Origin of the sequence: Streptomyces sp. NPDC059256 (assembly GCF_042753785.1) — a bacterium.
Classification (GTDB): Bacteria; Actinomycetota; Actinomycetes; order Streptomycetales; family Streptomycetaceae; genus Streptomyces.
On the sequence record NZ_JBHYZO010000004.1, the window covers coordinates 472,272 to 497,119 of the forward strand.

Annotated in this window: 22 protein-coding genes; 11 read left to right on the forward strand and 11 right to left on the reverse strand. The window is 69.6% G+C overall.

Annotated elements, in window-relative coordinates; all coding sequences use genetic code 11:
• Positions 1–7: 7 nt before the first annotated feature.
• The 7 genes from hutU (at position 8) to ACFXJL_RS13580 (ending at position 6,640) form a co-directional block, all read left to right on the forward strand.
• Complete coding sequence (gene hutU / locus ACFXJL_RS13550; protein ID WP_384691991.1) at positions 8–1,696, forward strand: urocanate hydratase; 1,689 nt, start codon at positions 8–10, stop codon at positions 1,694–1,696.
• A 29-nt stretch (positions 1,697–1,725) separates the two neighbouring features.
• The gene (locus ACFXJL_RS13555) at positions 1,726–2,916 is read left to right on the forward strand and encodes an allantoate amidohydrolase (protein ID WP_384692150.1); all 1,191 of its coding nucleotides are present in this window, start codon (positions 1,726–1,728) and stop codon (positions 2,914–2,916) included.
• Complete coding sequence (locus tag ACFXJL_RS13560; protein ID WP_384691994.1) at positions 2,907–4,262, forward strand: formimidoylglutamate deiminase; 1,356 nt, start codon at positions 2,907–2,909, stop codon at positions 4,260–4,262. Before ACFXJL_RS13555 ends, ACFXJL_RS13560 begins: the two co-directional genes overlap by 10 nt.
• Before the next feature lie 57 nt (positions 4,263–4,319).
• Positions 4,320–5,456 carry a Fic family protein gene (locus ACFXJL_RS13565; RefSeq protein ID WP_384691997.1) on the forward strand — a complete coding sequence of 379 codons (1,137 nt, stop codon included), beginning with the start codon at positions 4,320–4,322 and terminating at the stop codon, positions 5,454–5,456.
• 286 nt (positions 5,457–5,742) lie between these two features.
• Positions 5,743–5,967 (forward strand): hypothetical protein, encoded by a 225-nt coding sequence (locus ACFXJL_RS13570; protein WP_384640436.1) that lies wholly within the window; start codon positions 5,743–5,745, stop codon positions 5,965–5,967.
• Positions 5,933–6,259: a hypothetical protein gene (locus ACFXJL_RS13575; RefSeq protein ID WP_384692000.1), complete on the forward strand. Its 327-nt coding sequence runs from the start codon at positions 5,933–5,935 to the stop codon at positions 6,257–6,259. Before ACFXJL_RS13570 ends, ACFXJL_RS13575 begins: the two co-directional genes overlap by 35 nt.
• Before the next feature lie 42 nt (positions 6,260–6,301).
• The gene (locus ACFXJL_RS13580; protein WP_384692003.1) at positions 6,302–6,640 is read left to right on the forward strand and encodes a hypothetical protein; all 339 of its coding nucleotides are present in this window, start codon (positions 6,302–6,304) and stop codon (positions 6,638–6,640) included.
• Positions 6,641–6,860: 220 nt separating this feature from the next.
• Here ACFXJL_RS13580 and ACFXJL_RS13585 read toward each other — a convergent pair whose 3' ends face one another.
• Positions 6,861–8,147, reverse strand: a complete 1,287-nt coding sequence (locus ACFXJL_RS13585; RefSeq protein WP_384692006.1) for a cytochrome P450 — start codon at positions 8,145–8,147, stop codon at positions 6,861–6,863.
• Positions 8,148–8,685: 538 nt separating this feature from the next.
• On the opposite strand from ACFXJL_RS13585, the gene hutI reads away from it, so the two are divergent.
• A complete protein-coding gene (hutI, locus tag ACFXJL_RS13590; RefSeq protein ID WP_384640318.1) occupies positions 8,686–9,858 on the forward strand; it encodes an imidazolonepropionase in 1,173 nt (390 codons plus the stop codon).
• Here hutI and ACFXJL_RS13595 read toward each other — a convergent pair.
• The 7 genes from ACFXJL_RS13595 to ACFXJL_RS13625 form a co-directional block, all read right to left on the reverse strand.
• Positions 9,837–10,703, reverse strand: coding sequence for an SDR family oxidoreductase (locus tag ACFXJL_RS13595; protein WP_384692009.1), 867 nt, complete (start codon positions 10,701–10,703; stop codon positions 9,837–9,839). The genes hutI and ACFXJL_RS13595 overlap by 22 nt on opposite strands.
• A 123-nt stretch (positions 10,704–10,826) precedes the next feature.
• Positions 10,827–11,984 carry a glycosyltransferase family 39 protein gene (locus ACFXJL_RS13600; RefSeq protein ID WP_384692012.1) on the reverse strand — a complete coding sequence of 386 codons (1,158 nt, stop codon included), beginning with the start codon at positions 11,982–11,984 and terminating at the stop codon, positions 10,827–10,829.
• An 80-nt stretch (positions 11,985–12,064) separates the two neighbouring features.
• Positions 12,065–13,354, reverse strand: coding sequence for a cytochrome P450 (locus ACFXJL_RS13605; RefSeq protein ID WP_384692154.1), 1,290 nt, complete (start codon positions 13,352–13,354; stop codon positions 12,065–12,067).
• 2 nt (positions 13,355–13,356) lie between these two features.
• Positions 13,357–13,944 carry an ATP/GTP-binding protein gene (locus ACFXJL_RS13610; RefSeq protein ID WP_384692157.1) on the reverse strand — a complete coding sequence of 196 codons (588 nt, stop codon included), beginning with the start codon at positions 13,942–13,944 and terminating at the stop codon, positions 13,357–13,359.
• 361 nt (positions 13,945–14,305) lie between these two features.
• Complete coding sequence (locus tag ACFXJL_RS13615) at positions 14,306–14,665, reverse strand: DUF742 domain-containing protein (RefSeq protein WP_383537400.1); 360 nt, start codon at positions 14,663–14,665, stop codon at positions 14,306–14,308.
• Positions 14,662–15,108, reverse strand: coding sequence for a roadblock/LC7 domain-containing protein (locus ACFXJL_RS13620; RefSeq protein ID WP_358880023.1), 447 nt, complete (start codon positions 15,106–15,108; stop codon positions 14,662–14,664). The genes ACFXJL_RS13615 and ACFXJL_RS13620 overlap by 4 nt, the downstream gene beginning before the upstream one ends.
• Complete coding sequence (locus ACFXJL_RS13625) at positions 15,105–17,243, reverse strand: ATP-binding protein (RefSeq protein ID WP_384692017.1); 2,139 nt, start codon at positions 17,241–17,243, stop codon at positions 15,105–15,107. Before ACFXJL_RS13625 ends, ACFXJL_RS13620 begins: the two co-directional genes overlap by 4 nt.
• A gap of 533 nt (positions 17,244–17,776) precedes the next feature.
• Between ACFXJL_RS13625 and ACFXJL_RS13630 the strand changes: the two genes are divergently transcribed.
• Genes ACFXJL_RS13630 through ACFXJL_RS13640 form a run of 3 tightly spaced genes read left to right on the forward strand, consistent with a single transcriptional unit; the run spans position 17,777 to position 20,949 of the window.
• Entirely contained in the window at positions 17,777–18,793 is a 1,017-nt protein-coding gene (locus ACFXJL_RS13630; protein ID WP_358880075.1) for a GNAT family N-acetyltransferase, read from the forward strand.
• A 54-nt stretch (positions 18,794–18,847) separates the two neighbouring features.
• Entirely contained in the window at positions 18,848–20,137 is a 1,290-nt protein-coding gene (locus ACFXJL_RS13635; protein ID WP_384640329.1) for a glycosyltransferase, read from the forward strand.
• Positions 20,134–20,949 carry a polysaccharide deacetylase family protein gene (locus ACFXJL_RS13640; RefSeq protein ID WP_358880025.1) on the forward strand — a complete coding sequence of 272 codons (816 nt, stop codon included), beginning with the start codon at positions 20,134–20,136 and terminating at the stop codon, positions 20,947–20,949. Before ACFXJL_RS13635 ends, ACFXJL_RS13640 begins: the two co-directional genes overlap by 4 nt.
• 179 nt (positions 20,950–21,128) lie before the next feature.
• Here ACFXJL_RS13640 and ACFXJL_RS13645 read toward each other — a convergent pair whose 3' ends face one another.
• The 3 genes from ACFXJL_RS13645 to ACFXJL_RS13655 are packed head-to-tail and all read right to left on the reverse strand — an operon-like array spanning position 21,129 to position 24,843.
• A complete protein-coding gene (locus ACFXJL_RS13645) occupies positions 21,129–22,217 on the reverse strand; it encodes a glycosyl hydrolase (protein WP_358880026.1) in 1,089 nt (362 codons plus the stop codon).
• Between the two features lie 5 nt (positions 22,218–22,222).
• On the reverse strand, positions 22,223–22,666 hold the full coding sequence (locus ACFXJL_RS13650) for a hypothetical protein (RefSeq protein WP_329019907.1): 444 nt from the start codon (positions 22,664–22,666) through the stop codon (positions 22,223–22,225).
• Positions 22,663–24,843, reverse strand: a complete 2,181-nt coding sequence (locus ACFXJL_RS13655) for a glycosyltransferase (protein WP_384692160.1) — start codon at positions 24,841–24,843, stop codon at positions 22,663–22,665. The genes ACFXJL_RS13650 and ACFXJL_RS13655 overlap by 4 nt, the downstream gene beginning before the upstream one ends.
• Positions 24,844–24,848: the final 5 nt, after the last annotated feature.

A 24,848-nucleotide genomic window follows, 5' to 3' on the forward strand; every position in this document is an offset into this window, starting at 1 on the left:
TCGTTCCATGTCAGCACCTTCGAAGCCCGGACCGCCCCCTTCGGGTCCCCGCCCGGTCAGGGCTCCGCGCGGTACGGAACTGAGCACCCTGGGCTGGCAGCAGGAAGCCGCCCTCCGCATGCTCCAGAACAACCTCGACCCCGAAGTCGCGGAACACCCCGACCAGCTCGTCGTCTACGGCGGCACCGGCAAGGCGGCCCGTGACTGGCGCTCCTTCGACGCCATGGTTCGCACCCTGCAAACCCTCAAGCAGGACGAGACCATGCTCGTCCAGTCCGGTCGCCCGGTCGGCGTGATGCAGACCCACGAATGGGCCCCGCGCGTGCTGATCGCCAACTCCAACCTGGTCGGCGACTGGGCGAACTGGGAGGAGTTCCGTCGCCTCGAAGCCCTAGGGCTGACCATGTACGGACAGATGACGGCCGGCTCCTGGATCTACATCGGCACCCAGGGCATCCTCCAGGGCACCTACGAGACCTTCGCCGCCGTCGCCGCCAAGCGCTTCGGCGGCACCCTGGCCGGCACCATCACCCTCACCGCCGGCCTCGGCGGGATGGGCGGGGCGCAACCGCTCGCCGTCACCATGAACGACGGGGTCGCGATCTGCATCGACTGCGACCCGCGCGCCATCGAGCGCCGCATCGAACACCGCTACCTCGACACCCGCGCCGACTCCCTGGAACACGCACTCCAACTCGCCACCGAAGCGCGGGACGCCCGCCGCCCGCTGTCCATCGGCGTCCTCGGCAACGCCGCCGAACTGCTGCCGCAACTGCTCGCCATGGGCGCGCCCATCGACATCGTCACCGACCAGACCTCCGCCCACGACCCCCTGGCCTACCTCCCGCTGGGCGTCCCCTTCGACGAGATGGCGTCCTACGCGGCCGAGAAGCCCGCCGACTTCACCCTCAGGGCCCGGGAGTCGATGGCCCGTCACGTCGAAGCCATGGTCGGCTTCCAGGACGCGGGCGCCGAGGTCTTCGACTACGGAAACTCCATTCGCGGCGAAGCCCAACTCGCCGGCTATGAGCGGGCGTTCGCCTTCCCCGGCTTCGTACCCGCCTACATCCGGCCGCTGTTCACCGAGGGCAAGGGCCCCTTCCGCTGGGCAGCGCTCTCCGGGGACCCCGCCGACATCGCCAAGACCGACCGCGCCATGCTCGAACTCTTCCCCGAGAACGAGTCCCTGCGCCGCTGGATCACCCTCGCCGGTGAACGCGTCCACTTCCAGGGCCTGCCCGCCCGCATCTGCTGGCTCGGCTACGGCGAACGCGACCGCGCCGGTGAACGCTTCAACGACATGGTCGCCAGCGGCGAGTTGGCAGCACCGCTGGCCATCGGTCGTGACCACCTCGACTGCGGCTCGGTCGCCTCCCCGTACCGGGAGACCGAGGCCATGCTCGACGGCTCCGACGCCATCGCCGACTGGCCGCTCCTGAACGCCATGGTCAATGTGGCATCCGGCGCCTCCTGGGTCTCCATCCACCACGGCGGGGGCGTCGGCATGGGCCGCTCCATCCACGCCGGTCAGGTCACGGTCGCCGACGGCACCGCACTCGCAGGTGAGAAGGTCCGCCGGGTGCTCACCAACGACCCCGGGATGGGCGTCATCCGCCATGTGGACGCCGGGTACGACACCGCCGAAGCGGTCGCCGACGCCCGGGGCGTCCGCATCCCCATGCGGGAGGGCGAGTGACCACCGCCGCACCGAGTTCCTTCCACACCATGTGGAAGGAACTGGCCCCCATCGGCCGCGACCGGGACAGCGGTGGCTACCGGCGCTACGCCTGGACCGGCGCCGACGCCGACTGCCGCACCTGGTTCCAGGAGCAGGCGCACGCCCGCGGGCTCCACTACGAGATCGACCGCAACGGCAACCAGTGGGCCTGGCTCGGCGACCCCGCCGCAGGGGACGCCGTGGTCACCGGCTCCCATCTGGACTCCGTCCCCGACGGCGGTGCCTTCGACGGCCCCCTCGGCGTGGTCAGCGCCTTCGCCGCACTCGATGAACTCCGCGACAGGGGAGCACGGTTCACCCGCCCGCTCGCCATCACCAACTTCGGCGACGAGGAGGGCGCCCGCTTCGGTCTGGCGTGCGTCGGCTCCCGCCTCACCGCGGGACTCCTCAGCCGGGAGCAGGCGTACGAGCTGAAGGACGCGGCCGGCACCAGCCTGCCGCAGGCCATGGCGGACGCCGGATACGACCCCGAGGCCATCGGCCCCGACCGGGAACGACTCGACCGCATCGGCGCTTACGTCGAACTCCACGTCGAACAGGGCCGGGCCCTCGACCTCACCGGCGACGCGGTCGGCATCGCCAGCGCGATCTGGCCGCACGGTCGGTGGCGCTTCGACTTCCGCGGCGAAGCCAACCACGCCGGCACCACCCGACTCGTCGACCGCCGTGACCCCATGCTCACCTATGCGGAAACCGTCCTCGCCGCCCGTCGCGCGGCGGAGCTGGCGGGCGCGGTCGCCACCTTCGGCAAGATCGCCGTCGAACCCAACGGCGTCAATGCGATCCCCTCCCTGGTCCGGGGCTGGCTGGACTCCCGGGCCGCCGACCAGTCGGCACTGGACACCGTCCTCGCCGAGGTCGAACGGGCCGCACGGGAGTACGCGGAACGCCACGGGGTGGACCTCACCGTCGTCCGGGAGTCCTTCACCCCGGTCGTGGAGTTCGAACACGCCCTGCGGGACGAGATCAACCGCCTCCTGGGTGGCGCGACCCCCGTTCTCGGTACGGGAGCGGGACACGACGCCGGAATCCTCTCCGCGGCCGTCCCGACCGCCATGCTGTTCGTACGCAACCCCACGGGCGTCTCCCACTCCCCGGCCGAACGCGCGGACGAGGACGACTGCACGGCCGGGGTCCTCGCACTCGCCGACGTACTGGAAGGTCTCGCGTGCCGCTGACCCCGGGAATCGTGTACTGGGCCGAACACGCCTGGTTGGGCGTCCACACCGAACCCGGTGTGGTGCTGGAAGTCGCGGACGGCCGCATCTCGGCCGTCCGCACCGGCGCGGACACCCCACCGCCCGGCGCGGAGGTGTTGCGCGGCCTGACCGTCCCCGGCCTGGCCAACACCCACTCGCACGCCTTCCACCGAGCCCTGCGCGGCACGGTCCAGGTCGGCGGCGGTTCGTTCTGGACCTGGCGCGAAATGATGTACAACGCCGTCCACCGCCTCACCCCCGACAACTACTTCGCCCTGGCCCGGGCCGTCTACGCCGAAATGGCCCTGGCGGGGGTGACGTCCGTCGGCGAGTTCCACTACCTCCACCACGGCCCCGGCGGTACGCCCTACGCCAACCCCAACGCCATGGGCGAAGCCCTGATCGCCGCGGCGGCCGAGGCGGGCATCCGCATCACACTCCTCGACACCGTGTACCTCCACGGCGGCCTCGACCACAACGGCCACCAGCCCTTGAAGGGCCCCCAACTCCGCTTCGGCGACGGCTCTTTCGACGCCTGGCACCAGCGCTGGAGCCTGCTCCAGGCCAACGACCGGGTACGGATCGGAGCGGCGATCCACTCCGTACGGGCCTTCTCCGACCGCGACGGCTATGAGGACTTCGCCGCCCGCACCGACGGCGTACCCGTCCACATCCACCTCTCCGAACAGCCCGCCGAGAACGAGGCGTGCCTTGCCGTCCACGGGCGCACCCCCACCCGGCTGCTGGCCGACGCCGGCTTCTGGAAGCCCACGGTCACCGCCGTTCACGCCACCCATCTCACCGATGACGACATCACCACCCTGGGCGGCGCGGGCACCGGCATCTGCATGTGCCCCACCACCGAACGCGACCTAGCTGACGGCATCGGTCCGGCCCTCGCCCTCCAACGCGCGGGCTCACCGCTCTCCCTCGGCAGCGACAGCCATGCGGTGATCGACCTGCTGGAAGAGGCACGCGCCATGGAACTCGACGAGCGCCTGCGCACCCGCACCCGCGGCCACTGGACCACCCCCGCCCTCCTTCGCGCGGCCACCGCTGACGGCCACACCGCCCTCGGCTGGCCGGACGCCGGCACCCTGGAGGCGGGCGCCCTCGCCGACTTCACCACGATCGCCCTGGACTCGGTCCGCACGATCGGCCCCCCACGCCGGATGGCCGCGGAAGCGGTGGTGTTCGCCGGCACGGCGGCGGACGTCAGACATGTGGTGGTGGGCGGTCGCACCATCGTCCGCGACGGCCAACACCTGCTGGTCCCGGATGTCGCACTGGCCCTGGGGGACGCGATCGGGGCCCTGCGGGCGTAGCCGCCTGTTCGGGGCGGGGGTTTTGACACTTCCTTCGGGCCGCCGTGTGATCGGGACATGCTGTACGCAACCCCTGCACTCGACGCCGACGATCTCCGTGTGCTCGCCGATATCGAGGAGATGAGTGATCGGCTTCCAGACCTCACCAACGGCGGGCCACCTTGGACGGTTCACCTGCGACGGAACCTGACCGCGCGAGCGATTGCGGGATCGAACACGATCGAGGGCTACGCAGCGACCGTGGACGATGTCGAAGCATTGATGACGGGCGAGGAGCCGTTGGAGACGGCTGACCGCACCCGGGCAGAGCTGGAGGGCTACCAGCGTGCCATGACCTACATCCAGGCCCTCGCGGACGCGGCAGAGGACTTCCGTTACGACGCTGGCCTGCTCAATGGCCTCCACTTCATGCTCCAAGGCCACCACCTGAACAAGCGCCCGGGCCGTTGGCGCGATGGGCCGGTGTTCGTCACCAGCCCCGACGATCCGTTGGTGCCCGCCTACACGGCCCCGGACTCCGAACTGGTTCCCTCCCTCGCGGGTGAATTGATCGAGTGGCTGAACGATGGCGAACTGGATGCGCCGGTACATGTCAGGGCATCCATGGCCCATCTGAACCTGGTGAACATCCACCCGTGGAAGGACGGGAACGGGCGGATGTCACGAGCACTGTCGACGCTGGTGTTCGCCCGCGACGCGCTGATGCCGCCTGAATTCTCCTCCATCGAGGAGTGGCTGGGGCGGGGCCAGAACACGTATGGCTATTACCGTGTACTCCAACAGGTGGGCGGGCCCCGGTGGACACCCGAGCGCGATACTCACCCGTGGATTCGCTTCTGTCTGGAAGCCCACCACCGTCAGGCCCAACAGGCACAACGCCGTACGGACCTGCTGTCGCGGGCATGGATCCATCTGGGCGATGCCGCCGCAGAAAGCGGTCTGGACGAACGGGTCGTCTATGCGCTGCTGCCCGCGTTCTGGGGATCGAGGGTGCGGCGCACGGTCTACCAGCAGGACGCCGAACTCTCCGACCAGCAGGCGATCCGCGACATCCGCGAACTGGTCCGCCTGGGCTGGCTCACACCCCACGGCAAGGCGCGTGCGCGCTACTACGCGGCAGGGCCTCGCATGGCGGTGGCGAACGCGGAAGTGCGGGGCAACTTGGAACCGTACGCCGATCCGTATGCCGACTGACGTGGTCCTCATCGGTGGAACGAAAGCGCTGACGCGCGGCGTGGCTGCAACGCCTACTCTCACTGCGGCATCGCTGTTGAATCTTGGAGGCCGACGCGACGCAGCAGAATGCCCATACAGAACTACGGCCGCGGCTTCTGCGGGTTCGCATCCTGTCTGAGTGGCTACGGCCGTGCACAGACTACTCTGCCTCCGCCTGCTGGCTGTCTCGTGTCGGCACTCTTTCGAGTGGTGTGCTTGTCAGTTGGTACTTCTGTCGTGAGCGGCGGGAGTAATCAGTATGGTCATGGGACTTGGGGATCGACATCAGAAGAAGGACATTGAGGCGGCTCTGAAGAGGGCCGAGGGATGTGGACTCAAGGTGAAGCACGATAGAAATGGTCATCACTGGGGCTATGTCCTCTGCTGCCCATGCAGCGATACCTTCACCGTGTACTGCACCCCTCGGAGTCCAGGGAATGAAGCAAGGAGGATCGATGAATTCACACGAAAGCATCGCGGATGCGCCTAGTTGGCACTTCATCATGCACGCGCATGAGCCGATTACGCCGGAACAGGACAACATCATGGCCCATCTCGACTGCTTCGCCGATGGGTTCGTTGGAATTGAGCAAGGGCCTGGCTTCACCAAGTTCGAGTGCTACTTCGAGGCCGACAGCCTCATGGACGCGATGAAGGAAGCTCTTGCTCGCATGGAGCAGGTTCCGGGTGTGCTCATCAGCAGCATTGAACTGAGTCCCCGTTCCTTTGAGCACAACGGCATGGACGCGACGTGTGTGCTGCCACCCTTTACTTGGGACTAGCCCCCACCTTCAGTCGCACAGGACGGGTGGCGCAGAGGATCGATGAGCTCTCCCAAAGGCGCCGAGGGTGTTCGTAGTTGGCACTTCATCCTGCATACGCAAGACCCGCTTACACCCGAACAGTCTGACATTCTGGATGGCCTCGACGCCTTCGCCGATGGCGATGTCGGCTTGGAGGAACGCCCGGGTGTGTATTCGCTGTTCACTTGCTATGTGGAGGCGTCCACTCTGACCGAAGCGATTGCGGATGCCCTTGCTCGCTTTGGGCAGCTTCCGGGCGTCCTTGTTCGCAGCGTCGAACTGAGTGAGTACTCGCTCGACTACAACGGTATGGCCACCGACTCCGTCGTGTCCCTGGAGGAGCGCCGCCTGCCGCGCTGAATCCCGATGCGGAGTGCCCCTCGTCCGAGTAGGAGGGAGGGGCACTCCGCACGCTCGTCCATGGGACATGTTGTGTGACGACGCCTCAAGGAACCGCAGTGGAGTTCGTCCTTCGCCAGGCGCGGTCCAGCGACGCGGAGGCGCCGTCCTTCGTATCGTCCTCACTCGCTCAGTTTGGCTTGAGCAACGTGGATGGAGAGCCGGCGAAGCGGGCCTGTACCTACTCGGCGCAGTCCCGAGGGCCCAGGCATACGGGGAGCGATGTCAAGTGCCAGTTGACGGGGTTGCTGCCGCGTTGCAACTGGTCCCGATCGACGGCGAGCCGTAGGTCGGGTACGCGGGCGAGCAACTCGGTCAGGGCGACGACGGCCTCCTCCTGGGCCAGGTGCGCACCCAGACATCGGTGGACGCCGTGCCCGAAGCCGAGGTGGGGTTCCCGGCTGTGGCGGGGGCGAGTGACGTCGAGACGCTCGGGGTCGGTGAAGGCGGCAGGGTCACGGTTGGCAGCGGACACGATCGGAAGAACGGCCTCGCCGGCGCGGACCGGGGTGCTGCCGACGGTGGTGTCGCAGGTGGCGTAGCGGGGCAGCGCTCGTACGACGGGTCCGCAGTAGCGCATGAGTTCGTCGACGGCGTGCGGCATGAGGGTCGGGTCTTCGCGCAGCAGGGCGAGTTGGTCGGGGTGGGCGAGGAGCGCATCGGTGCTGTTGGCGATGAGGTTGACCGTGGTGATGTGCCCGGCCACGACCAGATTGACGATGAGGGCGACGAGTTCGTCGATGCTGAGTCGGTCGTGGTGGTGGGGTGCGAGCAGTTCGGAGATGAGGTCGTCGCCGGGCTGGGTGGCATGCAGTTCGACGAGGGCGTGGGCGTCTTTGACCATTCCGGCGAGGGCGTCGCCGAGTTCGTCACCGCAGACGCCGGCGGTCAGCGTGGCGCTCCGCGCCCGCCAACGCTCGCGATCGGATTCGGGGACGGCGATGAGCTCGCAGATGACGGTGATGGGCAGCGGCCGGGCGAAGTGCTCGATCAGGTCGACGACGCCGTCCTCGGCGTGGTCCGGCAGACGATCGAGCAGGTGGGTGGCGATGGCTCTGATCCTGGGACGCAGGGCGGCCACCCGGCGCGGTGAGAACGCGGCAGTGACCAGGCCGCGCAGACGCCGGTGATCGGGACCGTCCGAGTCGAAGATGCCGGCACGCAGGTACTTCTCGTGTTCCGCGTACATGCCGCGGGCCTGCCAGGTCTGTTCGGTGCGGTGGGCGACCGGATCGCCGGGGACTGTCGTGGCGTCGATGGTGAAGTGGGGGTCGCTCATGATCGTGCGGATCTCGTCGTGGCGGGTGGCTACCCACATGGGGTCCACACCCGGGACGCGGCCCCGCACCATCTGCTCACGTTCGCCGTCGCGCGCGTACGCGGTGAACGGATCGCGGGTCAACTCCTGATCCGCCAGGTCCAACAGCTCGCTGTCGGCCTGGGTGGTGCCCGGGTCCTGAACAGTCATGATCGGAACACTCCAAACAGGTGGCTGTCTCGATGGCGGCAGCATTGCAGCGGTTCACCCCCCGCCGCCGACCGCCCGGGCCAATCCACCTGAACGAGGGTATTTGCCGCAAGCGTCGCCATCTCTGGTCGAGGCCGGATACCAGGGCTCGACGGCACCTGCGGGCAGGTGGGCCGCAGGTGCCGTGTCCTCGGGTGCCCGGGCTGTTTCGAGAGAGCGGGCTGGGGCTGGTCGCCTGTGCGGCTGTGTGCCGCCAAGCGTCGGTACGGCGCCACTCCGCGCGCGGCGACGATGCGCGCTCGGAGGCCGACTCGGTCTCGGTCAGGGTGTCGTGCGCTGCGCGCTGTAGGAGAGGGAGGCGCTCATGGCGGAAGCGTAGGCGGAGCGTATGGCAGAGGTGTGACAGCGAAGCCCATGACGGAGGTGTGACAGTGCGGGCCGGGCGTTGGGATCGTCCACGCCGGGCCCAACACCGTCCCGGAGGCTGACCGGGCCGGTGGTGCGTCGTAACGTGTGGCATGACCTGCGAGAGGACGTCATGAGCACCACCCTCATCACCCATATCGGCAGCCTCGTCACCAATGACCCCGCGTTCGGCGATGACGGACCGCTTCACCTCATCGAGGATGCGGCGGTGGTCATCGAGGGGGAGCGCTACGCCTGGGTGGGCCGGGCCGTGGATGCGCCCGCCGCGGACACGGTGCACGATGCCGGAGGCCGCGCCGGCATCCCCGGGTTCGTCGACTCCCACTCACACCTCGTGTTCGCGGGGGACCGTACGGCCGAGTTCAACGCCCGGATGTCCGGTCAGGCGTATGCGGCCGGTGGTATCAGGACCACCGTCGCCGCCACCCGGGCCGCGTCGGACGAGGCGTTGGAGGCCAACCTCGCCCGCCATATCGCGGAAGCCCTACGGCAAGGCACCACGACGATCGAGGTCAAGTCCGGTTATGGACTCACCGTCGAGGACGAGGTGCGGGCGCTGCGGATCGCCGGACGGCACACCGACGACGTGACCTATCTCGGCGCGCACATCGTGCCCCCCGAGTTCGCCGATGACCCCGCCGGCTATGTGGACCTGGTGACCGGGGAGATGCTGGACGCCTGTGCCCCGCACGCGCGCTGGGTCGATGTGTTCTGCGAGAAGGGTGCCTTCGACGAGGACCAGGCCCGGGCGGTCCTCACCGCCGGGATCGCGCAGGACCTCATCGCCCGTGTGCACGCCAACCAATTGGGCCACGGCCCCGGTGTGCAACTCGCGGTCGAGTTGGGGGCGGCCAGTGCCGACCACTGCACCCATCTGACGGACGCCGATGTGGATGCGCTCGCCAGTGGCTCCACGGTCGCCACCCTGTTGCCCGGGGCCGAGTTCTCCACCCGGGCCCAGTGGCCCGACGCGCGGCGGCTGCTCGATGCGGGGGTGACGGTCGCGCTCTCCACCGACTGCAACCCCGGGTCGTCGTACACGTCGTCCATGCCGTTCTGCATCGCGCTCGCCGTGCGTGACATGGGGATGACCCCGGACGAGGCGCTGTGGGCGGCGACCGCGGGTGGTGCCGCCGCTCTGCGCAGTACGTCAGAGGGCAGGGTCGTGCCGGGGGCACACGCCGATCTGGTGCTGTTGGACGCGCCCAGCCATGTCCATCTCGCCTACCGGCCCGGCGTTCCGCTGGTGACCGACGTCTGGCGTCATGGGATCAAGTGCGCGTAGGACTCCGGGTTCTCGCGGAGGAACTGCGCGAATGACTGTGCGGGGTGTCCCGACAGTTTGGGCACCGAGTCCGAGACGGTCGCCATCTCACCGCTGGCGATCGCCTCGTACGAGGTGACCCAGCCGGCGACCTCCCATGACTCGGCGCCGTAGATGGACCTGGAGGCGTACGCCTCGTCCTCGGACTCCGTCACATAGCTGATGGTGCGGCCGGTGATCAGGGTCAGTTCGTCGGCGGCCTCCGCGAGGGTGATGGCGCTGGGGCCGGTGAGGTCGTAGGTGGCGCTGTCATGGCCATCGCCGAGGAGTACGCCGACGGCCGAGTCGGCGATGTCGTCATGGGCGACCGCCGACACCCGGCCGGTGCCTCCGGGCCCCCTGATCACCCCGTCCGCGCCGGCCATCCGGGGGAGCGAGCCGAGGTAGAAGCTGTCGCGCAGGAAGGTGTAGCGGAGGTTGGAGGCGCGGATGTACTCCTCGGTGTGCCAGTGGTCGCGGGCGAAGGTGAACGTGGCATCGGGTGCGGCGTTCAGGAAGGACACGTACACCAGTCGTTCCACTCCGGCGGCCACGGCGGCGTCGACGGCCGTCATGTGTTCCCGTACCCGGCCCCGGGACTCGTGGGCGGAGACCAGGAACAGGGTCTTCGCACCGGTGCAGGCGGTTCGCATCGCCTCGCCGTCGCCGTAGGCGGCGGCTGGACCGACCCGGGCTCCCGCGATCTTCGGCAGTCGGGCGGGGTTGCGGCCGAGGAGCCGTACGTCCTCCCCCTGCGCGGCGAGTCGCTCGGCGACCCGGCCGCCGATGCGTCCACTCGCGCCGGTGACGGCGATGACAGAAGGCATGGAGGGTCCTCTCCGGGCCGGGCGGCCGTGCGTGTTGTCCGCGAGAGCCAGCCTCGGTGAGCCGGTCCCGGTAAGCCAGTCTCGGTCAGGCGGGGAGCGTCCGCAGCCCGACCGCCCCTGCACCTACGGCGGGCCCGAGCCGTGCAGCCAGAACGCGCCGTACACCGCGGCCACCGCCGCCGCCCCCGCCACCACCGACCAGGCCACCGCCGCCCTGGTGCGCGCAAGGGCCAGCCCGAGGGGGATCAGCAGGGGGAATGCGGGCATCAGCAGCCGCGGTTTGGAGCCGAAGAACCCGGAGGAGCACAACGCCAGGACCACCACGATCCCGCAGTACACGAGCAGGGAGGGCGTTTGTCCCTGTCGTACGCCCCGTACGTACAGCCAGCCCACCAGGACGACGGCCGCCAGCAGTCCCAGTCCGGCTGCGAAGGCCGGGCTGAAGAGGTGTTCGCCGATGAACCGGGCGAAGGCGACCCCACCGTCGAAGCCGTTGCCCCAGGCGCCCTGGACATCGAGATAGCCGAAGAGGCTCCCGGTTCGCTGTCCCACCCATAGGACGTATCCGGCCGCGCCGAGGGGGGCGAGCACCATCCCGGCCACCAGGGGGCGGCGATCGGTCGACGTCTTCCAGGCCAGCAGCGCGGCCACCCAGAGCGCCGCCGCGACCGCGAGACCCACCGGCCGCGTCAGACCCGCGAGCGATGCGAGCACCCCGGCGAGCAGCCAGTTCCGTCGTTGCACCGCGTACAGCGCCCAGGCGGCCAGGGCCGTGAACAGCGACTCGCTGTACGCCATCGACTGGACGATCGCGACCGGCAGCGCACCCCAGATCGCCACGGTGAACAGGGCGGCCCGCTCCCCGTACACCGCGTCGACCACGCGGAAGATCCCCCAGGCGGCAGCGATGGACGCGACCGCGCTGATCAGTACCCCTGCGTCCGCGGGACCCAGTGGGGTGAGCGCGGAGAGTCCTTCCTCCAGCCAGGGCAGCAGTGGGAAGAACGCCATGTCGGACAGGATCCGACCGTCCGGTGCGGTCAGGGTGAAGTCGTAGCCGTGCTCGACGACCCGGACGTACCAGAGGGAGTCCCAACGCGCGGAGAGCAGCGTGTACGCATCGCGGTTCGCGAGGTGTGCCCAGAGGAAGAGGACGGCGAGGCACAGCGCTTTGACCGCCACGAACAGCGTCAGCGCCCGGCGTGGTGACGCGGGGTGTGCGGTGTGGGGCGCGGTGCCCTGCGGGGGCGGATCGGCGAGGGACGGGAGGTGGGTCGGCATGGCCCGTTCAGCCTACCGACCGTCCCGAGCCCCCCGTACCTGCTGTGACCTGCTGTGGAGCCTCCTCCACGCGCACGGCATCAGATCTCCTGCGGGCGCGCGGGGCTCTCGGGCGCGTGGGGCAGTTGTGGCTTGGCGAAGCGCACCGGGAGCGCCGCGAGTCCCTTGCTCCACGGCGAGCGCACCCAGGCCAGCTCCGATTCCGGTACCGCCAGTTCCAGTTCGGGCAGTCGATGCTGGATGGTGTCCACGGCGGTACGGGTGATCAGTCGCGCGGGGTCCTGGGCGGGACACATGTGCGGGCCGGCGCCGAACGACAGGTGTGAGCGGTTCCCGACGACGGGCGTGCCGCCCTCGGGCAACACCTCCGGGTCCTGGTTCGCGCCGGCGAGCCCGAGGACGAGCATGTCTCCCGCGCGGATGTGCCGGCCGCCGAGTTCCAGATCCCGGGTGGCGTACCGGGCGGGCACGTTCTGCGTCGGCGGATACCGCCACAGCACCAGGTCCAGGGCGTCGTCCACACTGAGGTGACCGATGCTGACCGAGGAGCGGAATCCGGGATCGCAGATCAGTACCCGCAGCGTGGTCGTGATCCAGTTCACCGTGGTCTGGTGGCCGGCCACGAACATCACGACCAGGTTGTGCAGGACCTCGTCCTCGGTGAGGTTCGCCGGGTGGTTGAGCAGCGCCGAGGTGAGATCGTCCACGGGCCGGCGTCGCTTCTCCTTGATCAGCTCGCGCAGGATGGAGTCCATGCGTCCGCTGGCGTTGACGGAGTCCGCGTTGGTGACGATCACTCCCATGATCGCCTGCGCCAGGAGCTGCCCGTTGCGGTCGTCGAGCCCCAGCAGACCGGTCAGGACCTGGAGCGAGAGTCTACGGGCGTAGTGCGGTACGAGATCGGCCTCCCGGCGATCCGCGAAGGAGACGATCAGCGCTTCGGCCGACGCCCGCACGGTGCGGCGCAGTGCGTGTCCGTCGATCGCCGCGAGCGCGTCGGAGACCGCGGTCCGCATCCGGCGGTGCTGCTGGCCGTCGGTGTAGAGCAGTGCGGGACGCCAGCCGACGATGGGCAACAGGGGCGAGTCGGGCGGCACCCGGCCCTCGCGCAGCAGGGTCCAGCGCCGGGGGTCGTGGGAGAAGTCCTGTTCCTCGCGGGTGAGCCGGAGGACCTCGCGATGGCCGATGACCAGCCAGGCCGAGACCCCCGGCGCGATCATCACGGGGGCCACGGGCCCGTGTACCCGCCGCAGTTGTTCGTACAGGGCGGGGAGCGAGTCGCCGTCCAACTCGGGACCGTAGAGGGCGACCGCCGGACAGCGGCCGAGGAGCCGGGACCGCCCCCGGGGCGGTCCGGAGGGCGGCGGCAGGGTCACCAGGGCTCCGTGACGGCCGGCACTGCGGGCCGGGCCGTGTTGATGAGATGGGTGAGCAGGGCGATCAGCACGCCGACCGACGAGCGGCGGTCGCGGGCGTCACAGCGCACCAACGGGGTCTCGGGCAGCAGGTCGAGTGCCGTCCGCAACTCGTCGTCCCGATAGGGCGGACTGTCGGGGAACGAGTTGACGGCGACCGCGAACGGCAGCCCCAGGTCCTCCAGATTGCCCAGTGCGTCGAAGGAGGCGGCGAGGTCACGGGTGTCGACGAGGGCGAGCGCACCGAGGGCGCCGCGGGCCAGATCGCGCCAGGCGGGGAGGAACCGCTGCTGTCCGGGCGTGCCGAAGAGGTAGAGCACCAGGGCGCCGTCGACGGTGATGCGGCCGAAGTCGAGGGCGACGGTGGTGGTGGTCTTGCCCGGGGAGTGCAGGGTGTCGACGAGCGCACCGGCCTGGGTCATCACGGCCTCGGTGGAGAGCGGTTTGATCTCCGACACCGTGCCGATCATGGTGGTCTTGCCCACGCCGATCGGGCCGACGATCAGGATCTTCGCGGAGCCCGTGACGGTGGGGCTGACGAAGATGCCTCCCTGGCCGGGGTTGCTTTCGGAGGGCCGGACCTGAGCGTCGCTCCGTGCTGCGGGCGGGCCCCAGGGGCGGCCCGGTTCGATCAGTGCGCCCGTTCCGGTGGAGCCCGTAGGGGGAGGAACCGTTTCCCCGGCCGTGCCCACGGGCTGACCCGGGTACGGACTCCCGTACTCGGCGGAACCGGTGGGGTACGGATCGCCGGTGGGGTGCGGGGCCCAGCCCTCCGAGGTCGCGGGTCGTTCCGGGGGCAGTGCGCCCGGGGTGCCGGGACCGCCCGGCTGCCCGGCCGGAGCATGGGATCGCGGGCCCGGAGCTGTGCCCGGGCCCTGCTCGTGTCCCGACGCCCCGTCCTGGGCGTCAGAGACGGCTTTCGAGGCCATGGAGGACCTTTCTCAGCATGGTCACATCGTGGTGTTCGGCCGGCGCGATGGGCGGGCGGATCACGATGAGCCCCCACGCGATGAGGTCGGACAGCAGGACCTGTACGACCGGGGGTGGCTGACCGAGATGCGCGGCCACTTCGGCGACCGACAACAGCCCTTGACAGAACGTCAGAATCCTGTGGTGCTCCGGTTGGAGGGACGCGGGGAATGCGGCGTCCGTGGCCATCACCAGGGTCTCCCAGTCCAGCGGTGCCGTGCCGGTCTGCGAACGTCCCAGGGTGATCACGTACGGGCGTACCGCCGAAGGGGTCCGGTGCTCCGGACGGTCGGTCATGAGGAGTCGATCACCGGGTCCCGTGGCTGGCTGCCCATGTGTGCGCCGATCTTCGCCACCAGGAGCTGCATCTGCTGGGCGACCAGACCGACGTCCGCGTCCGTCTCGGTGGCCACGCCCAGGTGGGCGCCGACTCCGGCATGGGTGAACAGGACGAAGCCGTGCTCGGACTCCAACATCAACTGACGCACCCCCGCACCCCGGCCGAACAGCAGCGAAGCGGTCGAACGACCGGTCATCGTCATGGCGGCGCAGGCCGCCGCCAGCGACTCGGCTTCCGCCACGGACAGGGCGGGAACCGGCCCGGACAGTCGGTCCGCGGAGACGTGCCCGAGGCGCAGACCGTCCTCGGAGACCACCACGGCATGCCGGACGCCGGGGATCTCGGTCAACGGGTGGAGCATCCAGCCCAGGTCGGGAAGTCTGGTGATGATCCCGGTCACAGCCGGCCTCCATGGTGCGGATTGGGTTCGGAAAGGTGCTCGGAGGGCGCGGCACCGGCCACGGCCGCGCGACCGCGGCGGGAGCCGGAGACCACACTGGATATGGACGCTCGGGCCGCCTCCGGTGTCCACGCGGGCCGGTCGGCCGGCACGGGGGGCGCCGCAGGTACGGACGGCTGGGGCTGGAGGGCCTGTTGGGCAGCCGCTTCCACGGCAGCCCCGCGCCGGCTCCGTCGCCGGGGCAGGGGCTGCGGGGTGGAGGTCTGCGTCTGGCCCTGGTTCTGTCGGGCGCTCTCGCGCAGTCCCGGAGGGCGAAGGGGTGTGTCCGCCGTACCGCCCTGCTGGGCCCCGCCGTACCGCCCGGGTTCGACCCGCGCAGCCGTCTGGTGGACGTCGGTGCGGGGTGCGGTCGGCTGGGTGTCGGACCGTCCCTGGGTGGGGTGGGCGCCGGGGTGCTGCGCCCCGCCCTGCCCGTCCTGGTACGCCGTCGTGTGCTGGGGCGCGCCCGGATGGGGGACCGGAGGTTGGACCATACCGCGATAGGCGGCAGCCGCCTGGGCAGCGACCGCCCCCCGGTACGCCTCGGAGCCCCCGATCATCCCGTCCGCCGGCGGGTTCCCGAACACCGGGCCCGACGGCTCCTCGTACCCGTGGGAAACGTCCTCCTGCTGGGCGGCCTGTCGGTCCCGGTAGGCGGCTGTCGCCCTGACCTGGCTGTGGTAGGCGGCGGATGCGGTGCTGCGCCCCCGGGCCCGGTACACGGCACCGGGCGAGTCCTCGCCCTCACTCGTGGCGCGCTCGCTCGGGCGACCGATTCCGCCGTACTCCGTACCGCTCGGCGAGGCTCCCGCGTACTGCGCACCCTCGTACTGGCCGTTGTCCGGGCCCGCTCCGGTGTATTCCGTAGGGCCGTATCCGTCTCCTGCGTACGCGGCGCCCACGTTCACGGCATCCGCGTGCCGGCCGGACGACGGCGGCGATCCGGGTGCGGGCCACCCGGCCCGGCCCGACTGCTCCCGGGCCCGGGCCTCGTCGAACCGGACGCTCCCCCGGTGCCGGCCGTCCGAGAAGTGCGACAGCGGTTCGGTCAGCAGCCGGTAGGGCACGAAGGCCACCGCACGAGTGCCCCCGTACGCCGAAGTTCCGGTCAGCTCCACGCCGAAGCCCAACTCCCTGCTCCAGCGGCCCACGCACGCGAGCCCCAGCCGGGGCACGGCCCCGAGGTTGGCGAGGTCCAGATCGGCCTTCAGCCGGGCCGTCGACTGGGTCAGCACGTCGGGCGGCATCCCGAGCCCGGCGTCGTCGATCTCCACCACTGCCCCGGCCCCCACCTCGCGGATGGTGACCACCACCTGGGTGCGCGACGGCGAGAACACGGTGGCGTTCTCCAGCAGCTCGGCGATGGTGTGCATCAGCCCCTCGACCGCGGGGGGCACCACGTACAGCGTCTGACCGCCGTGGACCTCGATCCGGGTGAACTCCACGATCCGGGACTGGGCGCCGCGCACGCAGTCGTAGAGCGAGACCGGGTTGATCTCGCGCCGTGCGGGCCAGATGCCGCACATCACCAGCAGCGTCTGGGCCTTGCGGGTCATCTGGGCCGCCGCGTGGTCGGCCTTCATCACCTCGGCGAGCAGTCGGGGGTCCTCGATGGTCTGCTCGACCCGGTCCAGCACCTGCTGTTGGACCGTGGCCATGGCGTGCATGTTCCGGGCGACCGATTCGAAGGCCGCCTGCACGGAGTCCCGCAGGGTGCGTTCCCTGCGTACCGCATCCTCCGAGCCGAGCGCCTCGACGATGGTCTCCAGCGCGTCGGTGAAGCCCTGGCCGACCTCGTCGGCGCCGGCGAGCGGGCCGGGCGCCGCATCGGGACGCTCGCCGGTCCGCAGGTACTCCACGATCGCCGGAATGCGCACCTCCACGAGGTGGGCCACCTCGTCGGCGCGGGCCTCGGACATGCGTACGTCGGCTCGTCGGCCCGTGCGCTCCAGCCGGAGCAGCCGTATCAGGAAGAGGGTCCACGCCAGTGCGAGAACGGCCGTGGCGGCGCAGGCCCAGGCGAGTATCTTCCCCAGGTCGGCGCTGGTGTAGAGGTCGGTGAGCGCCGAGGCCGTGATCACGACCGCCAACCCCATGAGGGGCGGCCACCACACGGTGGGTCCGGTGCCGGAGGAGCCAGAGGAGGTGATTGCGCCGGGCGTCCGGCTCACCATGACGATCCAGCCCTGCTCGACAGGATGTCTCTGTAGACCACGACCACGAAGACCGAGCCCTTCACGAAGACTGAGCCCTACCAGGACACACCGGACTCCCGCGGAGAATCGGGGAGCGTGAGGAATCCTACGATCAACGGGCAGGGTTCGAATATCAGTTGGCCAACTCACTTCAGATTGCTGCTGCGCCGCGCACGGATTCGTGCTAGGCCCCAGATGCAACATGAACACCAGGTGTATCTGGCCCCACGATTCTTCACGAATCCGCCACAAGATGGTGGGGTCCCCTCCGCCACCCATCTCCCTGCCGGTACCGTCCGTGGAGATGGGTCGTGGGGAGGGACCGGGGGGTCGCGTTGAGCGGTTTTCAGAACTGCGGTGCTCAGAATGAGGGCGTCCGCATCCGAGTGGTCAAACCCGAGCAGCTGGGGGAAGAGGAGATCGAGTCCTGGCGGATGCTGCGCGCCAAGACTGGCCTGCCCGCGAGCCCCTTCATGGAGCCCGAGTTCACACTCACCGTCGGCAGGGTACGGCCCGCCGCCCGGGTGGCCGTGCTACGCCAGGACGGCGAGGACGCCGGATTCTTCCCGTACGAGCGGGGCGCGCTCGGCCACGGCAGGGCCATCGGCTTCGGCGTCTCCGACTGCCAGGGTGCCGTCCTCAAGTCCGGCCTCGACATCACCGCACGCGATCTGCTGCGCGCGTGCTCCCTCACCGCCTGGGAGTTCGACAACCTCGAAGCGGGCCAGGAACTGTTCACCCCCGCCGTCGCCGAGGGATTCGACTCGCCGGTGATCGAAATCGGCGAGGGGTACGACGCCTACGAGGAGCGGCTCCGCGGCGAGTCGCCCAAGTTCCTCAAGAGCACACTGGCCAAGGAGCGCAAGCTCGGCCGGCAGATGGGCGAGGTGCGCTTCGTCTTCGACGAGCGCGACCCGGCCATGCTGCGCACCCTCATGGAGTGGAAGTCCGCCCAGTACCGCAGGACGGGACGCCGCGACCGGTTCGCCAAGGACTGGATCCAGACTCTGGTGGGACTCCTCCATGAGACCCGGGCGCCCGGCTGCTCCGGCGTGCTCTCCGTCCTCTACGTCGAAGACCGCCCGATTGCGGCACATTTCGGGCTGCGTTCCTCCACCGTGCTCTCCTGCTGGTTCCCGGCCTACGATCCCGAGTTCGCCAAGTACTCACCAGGGCTGATACTGCATCTGCGGATGGCGGAAGCCGCAGCGGCGGAAGGCATCGGCATGCTCGACATGGGGCGCGGCTCGGCCGAGTACAAGGACTCCCTCAAGACCGGACAACTACGCGTCCACGAGGGCTCCTCCACCCGGCCGGGCGCGGGAGCCGCCCTGTACTGGGTGAGTCGGGAGCCCTCACGCAGGGCCCACGGCTTCGTCCGCAACCGGCCGAGGCTCGCCGGGCTCGCCCAGCAGACGCTGACGCGCATCGGCAAACTGCGCGGCAACTGACGGCCGGTTCCCTCACCGGCCGCACGTCTTACTCAGCAAGGAAGAACGAAGAACATGGAAAACCCACCCAAGCTGCCCCCGATCCAGGTCGCTCAGCTCGACCTGGACGGACCCGAGGGCGCCGTACTCGACTTCCGCCCCGCGCTGGGCTCGGGGGCCGAGATCGGGGGCGGTGACGTCTATGCGCTGGTGCGGCTGAACGGCCGGCCCGTGGCGACGGTCGTCTGCCGGGTGGCCCCCGGGAAGAACGCGGCGGACGCGGTCGCCGCCGAAGCCAGGGCCCTGCTCGCCCGCTCCGCCCCCGAACAGCCCGTCCTCACCGCCCCCGGCCCGCTGCCGCGCACCAGCGTCATCGTCGCCACCCGGGAGCGCGCCGACTCGCTCGCCCGTGCACTGGACTCGCTCCTCGCCCAGAACCACCCCGACTTCGAAGTCATCGTCGTCGACAACGCACCGGTGACCACCGCCACGCAGGATCTGGTCGAGCAGAAGTACGAGGGCCGGGTCCGCTACGCCCGCGAAGAGGTCCCCGGGCTCGCGATCGCCCACAACCGCGGAGTCGCCGTCGCAGGCGGCGAGGTCCTCGCCTTCACCGACGACGATGTCATCGCCGACCCCAACTGGCTCACCGCACTGACCACCCCCTTCGCCGCCGACCCGGCACTCGGCTGCGCGACGGGCCTGATCCTGCCCGCCCAACTCGGCACTCCCGCACAGATCCTGCTGGAGAGCCACGGCGGCTTCGCCAAGGGGTTCGCACCGCGCCTGTACGACCCGGCCGACCCACCGGCCGACGAACCGCTGTTCCCCTTCACCGCGGGCAGTTTCGGCTCCGGCGCCAACATGGCCTTCCGCGCGGCTGCGCTGCGCTCCGCGGGCGGCTTCGACCCCGCCACCGGCACCGGCACACCGGCCCGCGGCGGCGATGACCTGTATGCCTTCGTCAGCGTCCTCGCCGCAGGCCACAAGCTGCGCTATTCGCCCGAAGCGCTGGTCTGGCACCACCACCGCGAGACCTGGCAGGACCTGAAGAACCAGGCGTACGGATACGGCGCCGGGCTCACCGCCTTCCTCACCGCCACCCTGGTCCGACGCCCCTCCATGCTCCCCTCTCTGCTGCGGAAACTGCCCCGTGGCCTGGCCCATGCCCGTACGATCACGGCTCACCGTGATTCCGGTGACGCGGCCGTGCCGGGTGCGCACGGCGCCCAGGACTACCCCTGGCCGCGCCACCTCTCACGGCTGGAGCGCCGCGGCATGCTGGCGGGGCCCATCGGGTACGCGAAGGCCCGGCGTCGGGTCCGCGGCGTATCCCTGCCGTGGGACAGAGAGGAGCAGAGATGAACGACGGCGGTGAGGCGACCGCGCCTCATATCCCCGTCCTGCTGTACCACGCCGTCATGGACGATCCACCGGAGTGGATCGCGGAGTTCACGGTCACCCCGAAGGACTTCGAGGCACAGCTGGATGCGATCGTCGCCAGTGGGCGCACACCGGTGACGGTCAGCGCCCTCGCCGCCCACCTCGCGGGCGGCGAACGGCTGCCCGAGCGGCCCGTGATCCTCACCTTCGACGACGGCTTCGCCGATCTGCCCGGGCCGACCGCGGAGGCGCTCGCCTCCCGCTCGCTCCCCGCGACGGCCTACCTCACCACCGGGGCGATCACCCCGGGCCGGCGCAGCCTGCTGCCACCCGCCCCCATGATGACGCTGGAGCAGACACCCCTCCTGGAGCAGTACGGGATGGAGGTCGGGGCGCACACCGTCACCCACGCCCAGTTGGACACCCTGCCGGGCAAGGCGCTCCGCCGTGAGCTGCGCGAGTCGAAGTCCGTGCTGGAAGACGTGTTGGGGCACGAGGTGCAGCACCTGGCGTACCCCCACGGGTACAACAGCCGCGGTGTGCGCAAGGCGGCTCTGCACGAGGGGTACGTCTCGGCGGTGGCGGTACGCCATGCCCTGAGCTCCCAGACGGACGAGGCGTACCGCATCGCGCGCCTCATCCTGAGGTGCACGCACACGGTGAAGGACGTCGAGGAGTGGATGGAGGGGAGAGGAGCGCCGATGGCACCCTTCCCGGACTCGTTGCAGACGGTCGGCTGGCGGCTGTTCCGCAGGGCCCGCGCGGCGATCAAGGGTCCGGTCTTCGCAGGCTAGGTTGCCGTCCGTCGGGTTCGGGCGTCGGGCGGGACCCGCACCGGGCGCCCCCGGCGGGCCAGGGCGGTGTGACGCGAGCCCGCGCGGCCCCTGGGATCCGCGGGGGCAGAAACCGGGAGCCGGGCCGCGATGCGCGCGGCCCGGCCCCTGCTGCGTACGTCTCTTACTGCCCCTCGGCGTCAGGGCCTGGGCTGGTTGAAGTACGGATCGGAGACGGCCTTCTTCAGGCTCTTCCACGATGCGTCCCGCGCGAGCGAGAGATCGCAGTGCGGGCCCGGGTCACGCCAGTTCCACTGGAGCGCCGCCTTCACACCGTCGAGCTCCTTCACCACCCGCGGCACCTCCTTGTACCAGTCGGCCTGGGCGGAGGGCTTGGACGGATCGTCCGCCGTTCCGAACTCCGACAGCATCAGCGGCTTGGTGGCGGAGATGTTCTTCCGGATCCATGCGTGCGCCGTCTTCTGCGTCTGCTCGAAGGTCATCCACGGCGCATCGTGGCAGCGGTAGTAGTTGTACTGGTTGTAGCCGACCCAGTCGACGTACCGATCGCCGGGGTAGAGCTGTGGGAAGAGCTTGTTGTGCCCCGAGTAGCCGGTGATGATCCACGTCCACACCACATTGGTGACGCCCAATGCGCGGAACCGGTCGTGGATGTGCCGGTACGCCGCCACGTACTGCGCCGGAGTGCCCTCCGCCGGAGTCCGGGTGTCCATCTCCAGGTCGAAGGAGAGGAAGACCGGCTTCCCGTACTCCTTGATCCGCTTGGCCTGGACATCGATCACCGTCCGGTCGAGCGCACCGGATGAGATCTGGGGCCACTTCGGCTGCTGCTGCGGTGTGCCGCCCCACCACTTGCTCTCCCAGGACAGCAGCAGCATGCGGTCCTTGCCGACCCGCTTCTCCTGGTCGGTCAGCAACTGGCCTTCCAGACCGTCCGTGGACATGTCGTGGTAGGCGTAGACGATGTCCAGCTTGCGGTCGATGCGCTTCTCGTAGGCCAGGACCTTCTCTTCCAGGTCCGGCTTCTCATGCCGGACGTACGCGCCGAACCAGGCCCCGCACCGGGGCTCCAGCAATTCGGTCGGTTTGCACTTGGGGTCCACGGCTGCGGAGGACTTGGAGTCGTCCGCCATGGTGTTCTGGAGGGTGAGGGTCCCCACGAGCAGCACGCCGACGAGAGCCGCGGACAGGGTCCACAGCTTTCGTCGTCCGTGCGGCCTGCGAAGAATGCCTGGCGCCCCAGGCTCGGGGCGTCGGGGTTCCGTCACAGAGTTCAGCCTTTCCGAGGCGGTGATGCCACGCGTGCCGACCGGTGCCTTCCGATGGTGGGAGGCAGCTGCGGACAGCAGGCGGCGAGCATGGTTGCGAGGGTGAGCAGCGCCAGGACCAGGAACCCGCTGAAGAGTTCGACCGCGATCAACGCCGTGGCGACGATGACGCTGGCACTCAGGCTCAACAGGATGACGAGCAGGAACTGCTCGATACGGTCCGAGTCCCGCTCGAAGTTCCGGTCCCAGCTCTCCGCCGGCCCGACCGCGCGATTGCGGTTCAGGGCCGGGCCGCAGATCCGCAGGACGGCGAAGCCGGGACCTGCGGCGAGGAACAGGGCCACGGGGGCTATTCGCAGCGGAGACGCGGCGGGCAGGGCGGTGGCGGCCATGGCCACCAGGCCCGCGGCGGGAGTCAGCAGTCGGATGGCGAGGGGGCGGTGCTTCATGAAGTCCTCCTCGTGAGGCCGGCGACATCGAGCGAACCGGCTGCTGTGGCCGCCGTGTCCGCTCTGCCGGCCGTGGCCTCGGGTTCCTGTGCGACCTTCTCTTGCGCTCTGTCCTTGGTGTCGACCGTCTTGGTGTCAGCCGTCTTGGCATCGGCCTTGGCGGGCGGCGCCGCGGGACGCTTGAGCTCGAAGAAGACACCTGCGCTGTTGCGCCCCAACTCCTTGAAGAGCGGGGAGGCGGCCACCGAACGCTCAATGCGCCGCAGATCGTCCCCCGTGAGCATGCCGTTCATCTCCGAGTTGGCGATCTGCCCCTGAGTGAGCAGGAGATACGCCTTGCCCGGTGCTTCGACGCCCCCCATGTCCGACGCCAGGGTGCCGGCCGGATCCTTGACGATCTTGTCGACGTGCGTCTTGGCATCGTCCAGGAACCAGTAGTGCCCGACATCCCAGTACGAATCGTACGCGAGGGGATAGTTCCGATGTGCGGCAACGACCAGAGAGCCTTTCGGCGCCTGGTCGAACAGCTGCTGCACCAGGTCGACTTCCTCCGGCGGGAAGTAGCTGAGCCGGTCCTTGCCGGAGTAACTGGGTACGAACAGCGCCGTCAGGACCACCAGCACCACGGCCGGCACCACGCCGTAGCGCAGTCCCTTCACGGTGGTCGGACGGCCCTGCCCGGCGGGTTCGGCCGCCAACGGCCGGGGCACCGGCAGTAGCGCCGCAGCCGCGAAGAAGCAGATCGCCGGCAGCATGAACATCAGCACCCGGAAGATCATTTCGCTGCCGTAGCCGTTGGCGATGGCGAGCATCGGGGGCATCACGGCCAGCAGCAACAGCGGCCTGGCCCGGTGTCTCAGCAGCTTGCCGCCGCGCACCAACCCCACGGCCGCCAGCAGGAGCACGGCGGCCGACAGCAGCCGCGCGGCCCAGGACGCGACCAGCGCGCCCGTACCCGTCGGTTTGGAGCCGTAGCCCCGCTCCAGGTTGTCGGCGACCTTGCCAAAGGAATTGATCATGTCGGGGACCGCTTCCTTGAGGAACGGCAGCGACGCGGTCAGATTCCAGGAGAGGAACACCAACATGAGGATGATCAGCAGTGTCCAGTCGCGGTAGCGCCGCATCAGCAGCAGCGAACCGAGACTGACCGCCAGCATCACCGGCGTCAGTTGGTGGGCGATCACGATGCCGGCGATCAACGGCACCAGCAGCGCGGTCCACACCATCTGGCGGGAGCGCCGCCCCGGAGCCCGACGCTCCGCCCGGCGCAACGCCACCGCGATGACCCCCAGATGCAGGGCGAAGGCGAGCGACTGGGGCGAGTAGTAGTCCTGGCCGACCCAGTTGGCGACGTAGAACAGCCAGACCGCCGTCCAGACCAGTCGACGGTCCTGGGTGAACGTCCGGTAGATCAGCAGCAGCGGGGCGAGCAGCAGCAGACTGGAGAACAGCGGCCACCACGCCATGAAGGACGCCGCGGTCTCCGCGCCGGTGAGCCTCACCAGTGCGGCCTGCGCCGTGAAGAACCCCGGCCACTGGTCGTACACGGCCATGTCGCCCAGTTCCGCACCGCGCTGGAGACGACCCGCGTCGATCAGGTGGTCGATGACCGCGTCGTGCTTCCACGCCCAGGCGTAGAGCGGGGTGGGATAGACGACCGCCTGCGTGGCGCGTTCCATCACCAGGAGGCCCACCGTGTAGGCGAAGGGCCACCAGTTGCTTCGTTGGGGATCACGGACGACCACCCAGAAGCCGACGGTCAGCGTCGCGAGCCCCACCCAGAAGATGATCGGGAGTTCGGGTACGAGCCCGTAGTCCGTCAGGTTCGACGTGTCGGTGAGCGCCATCGCCACCGCCCACAGCACCAGCCCCACGGCCAGTGGAGCCGCCAGTCTGAGCAACTGGGGCCAACGCACCCGCTCGGTGACCGCGGCCCGCAGACCGGCGACCGACAGGTTCATCGTGGCCTGGTCGTCCAGAGCGGTGCCGTTGGCGGCAGCCGCCCTTCGGGCCTCCGCCATCCTGAGGTCGGCAACCGCGAGCGCCAGCGTCGACTCGTTCAGCGACTCGCCCGGCGCTGTGCGGCCCGCTCGCTCGGCTGCCTTCTGTGCTGACTTCTGCGCTGCTTCCCGTGCCGCTTTTTGTGCTTCGCGGAGGTCGGCGACGGAGAGGGCCATGGTCG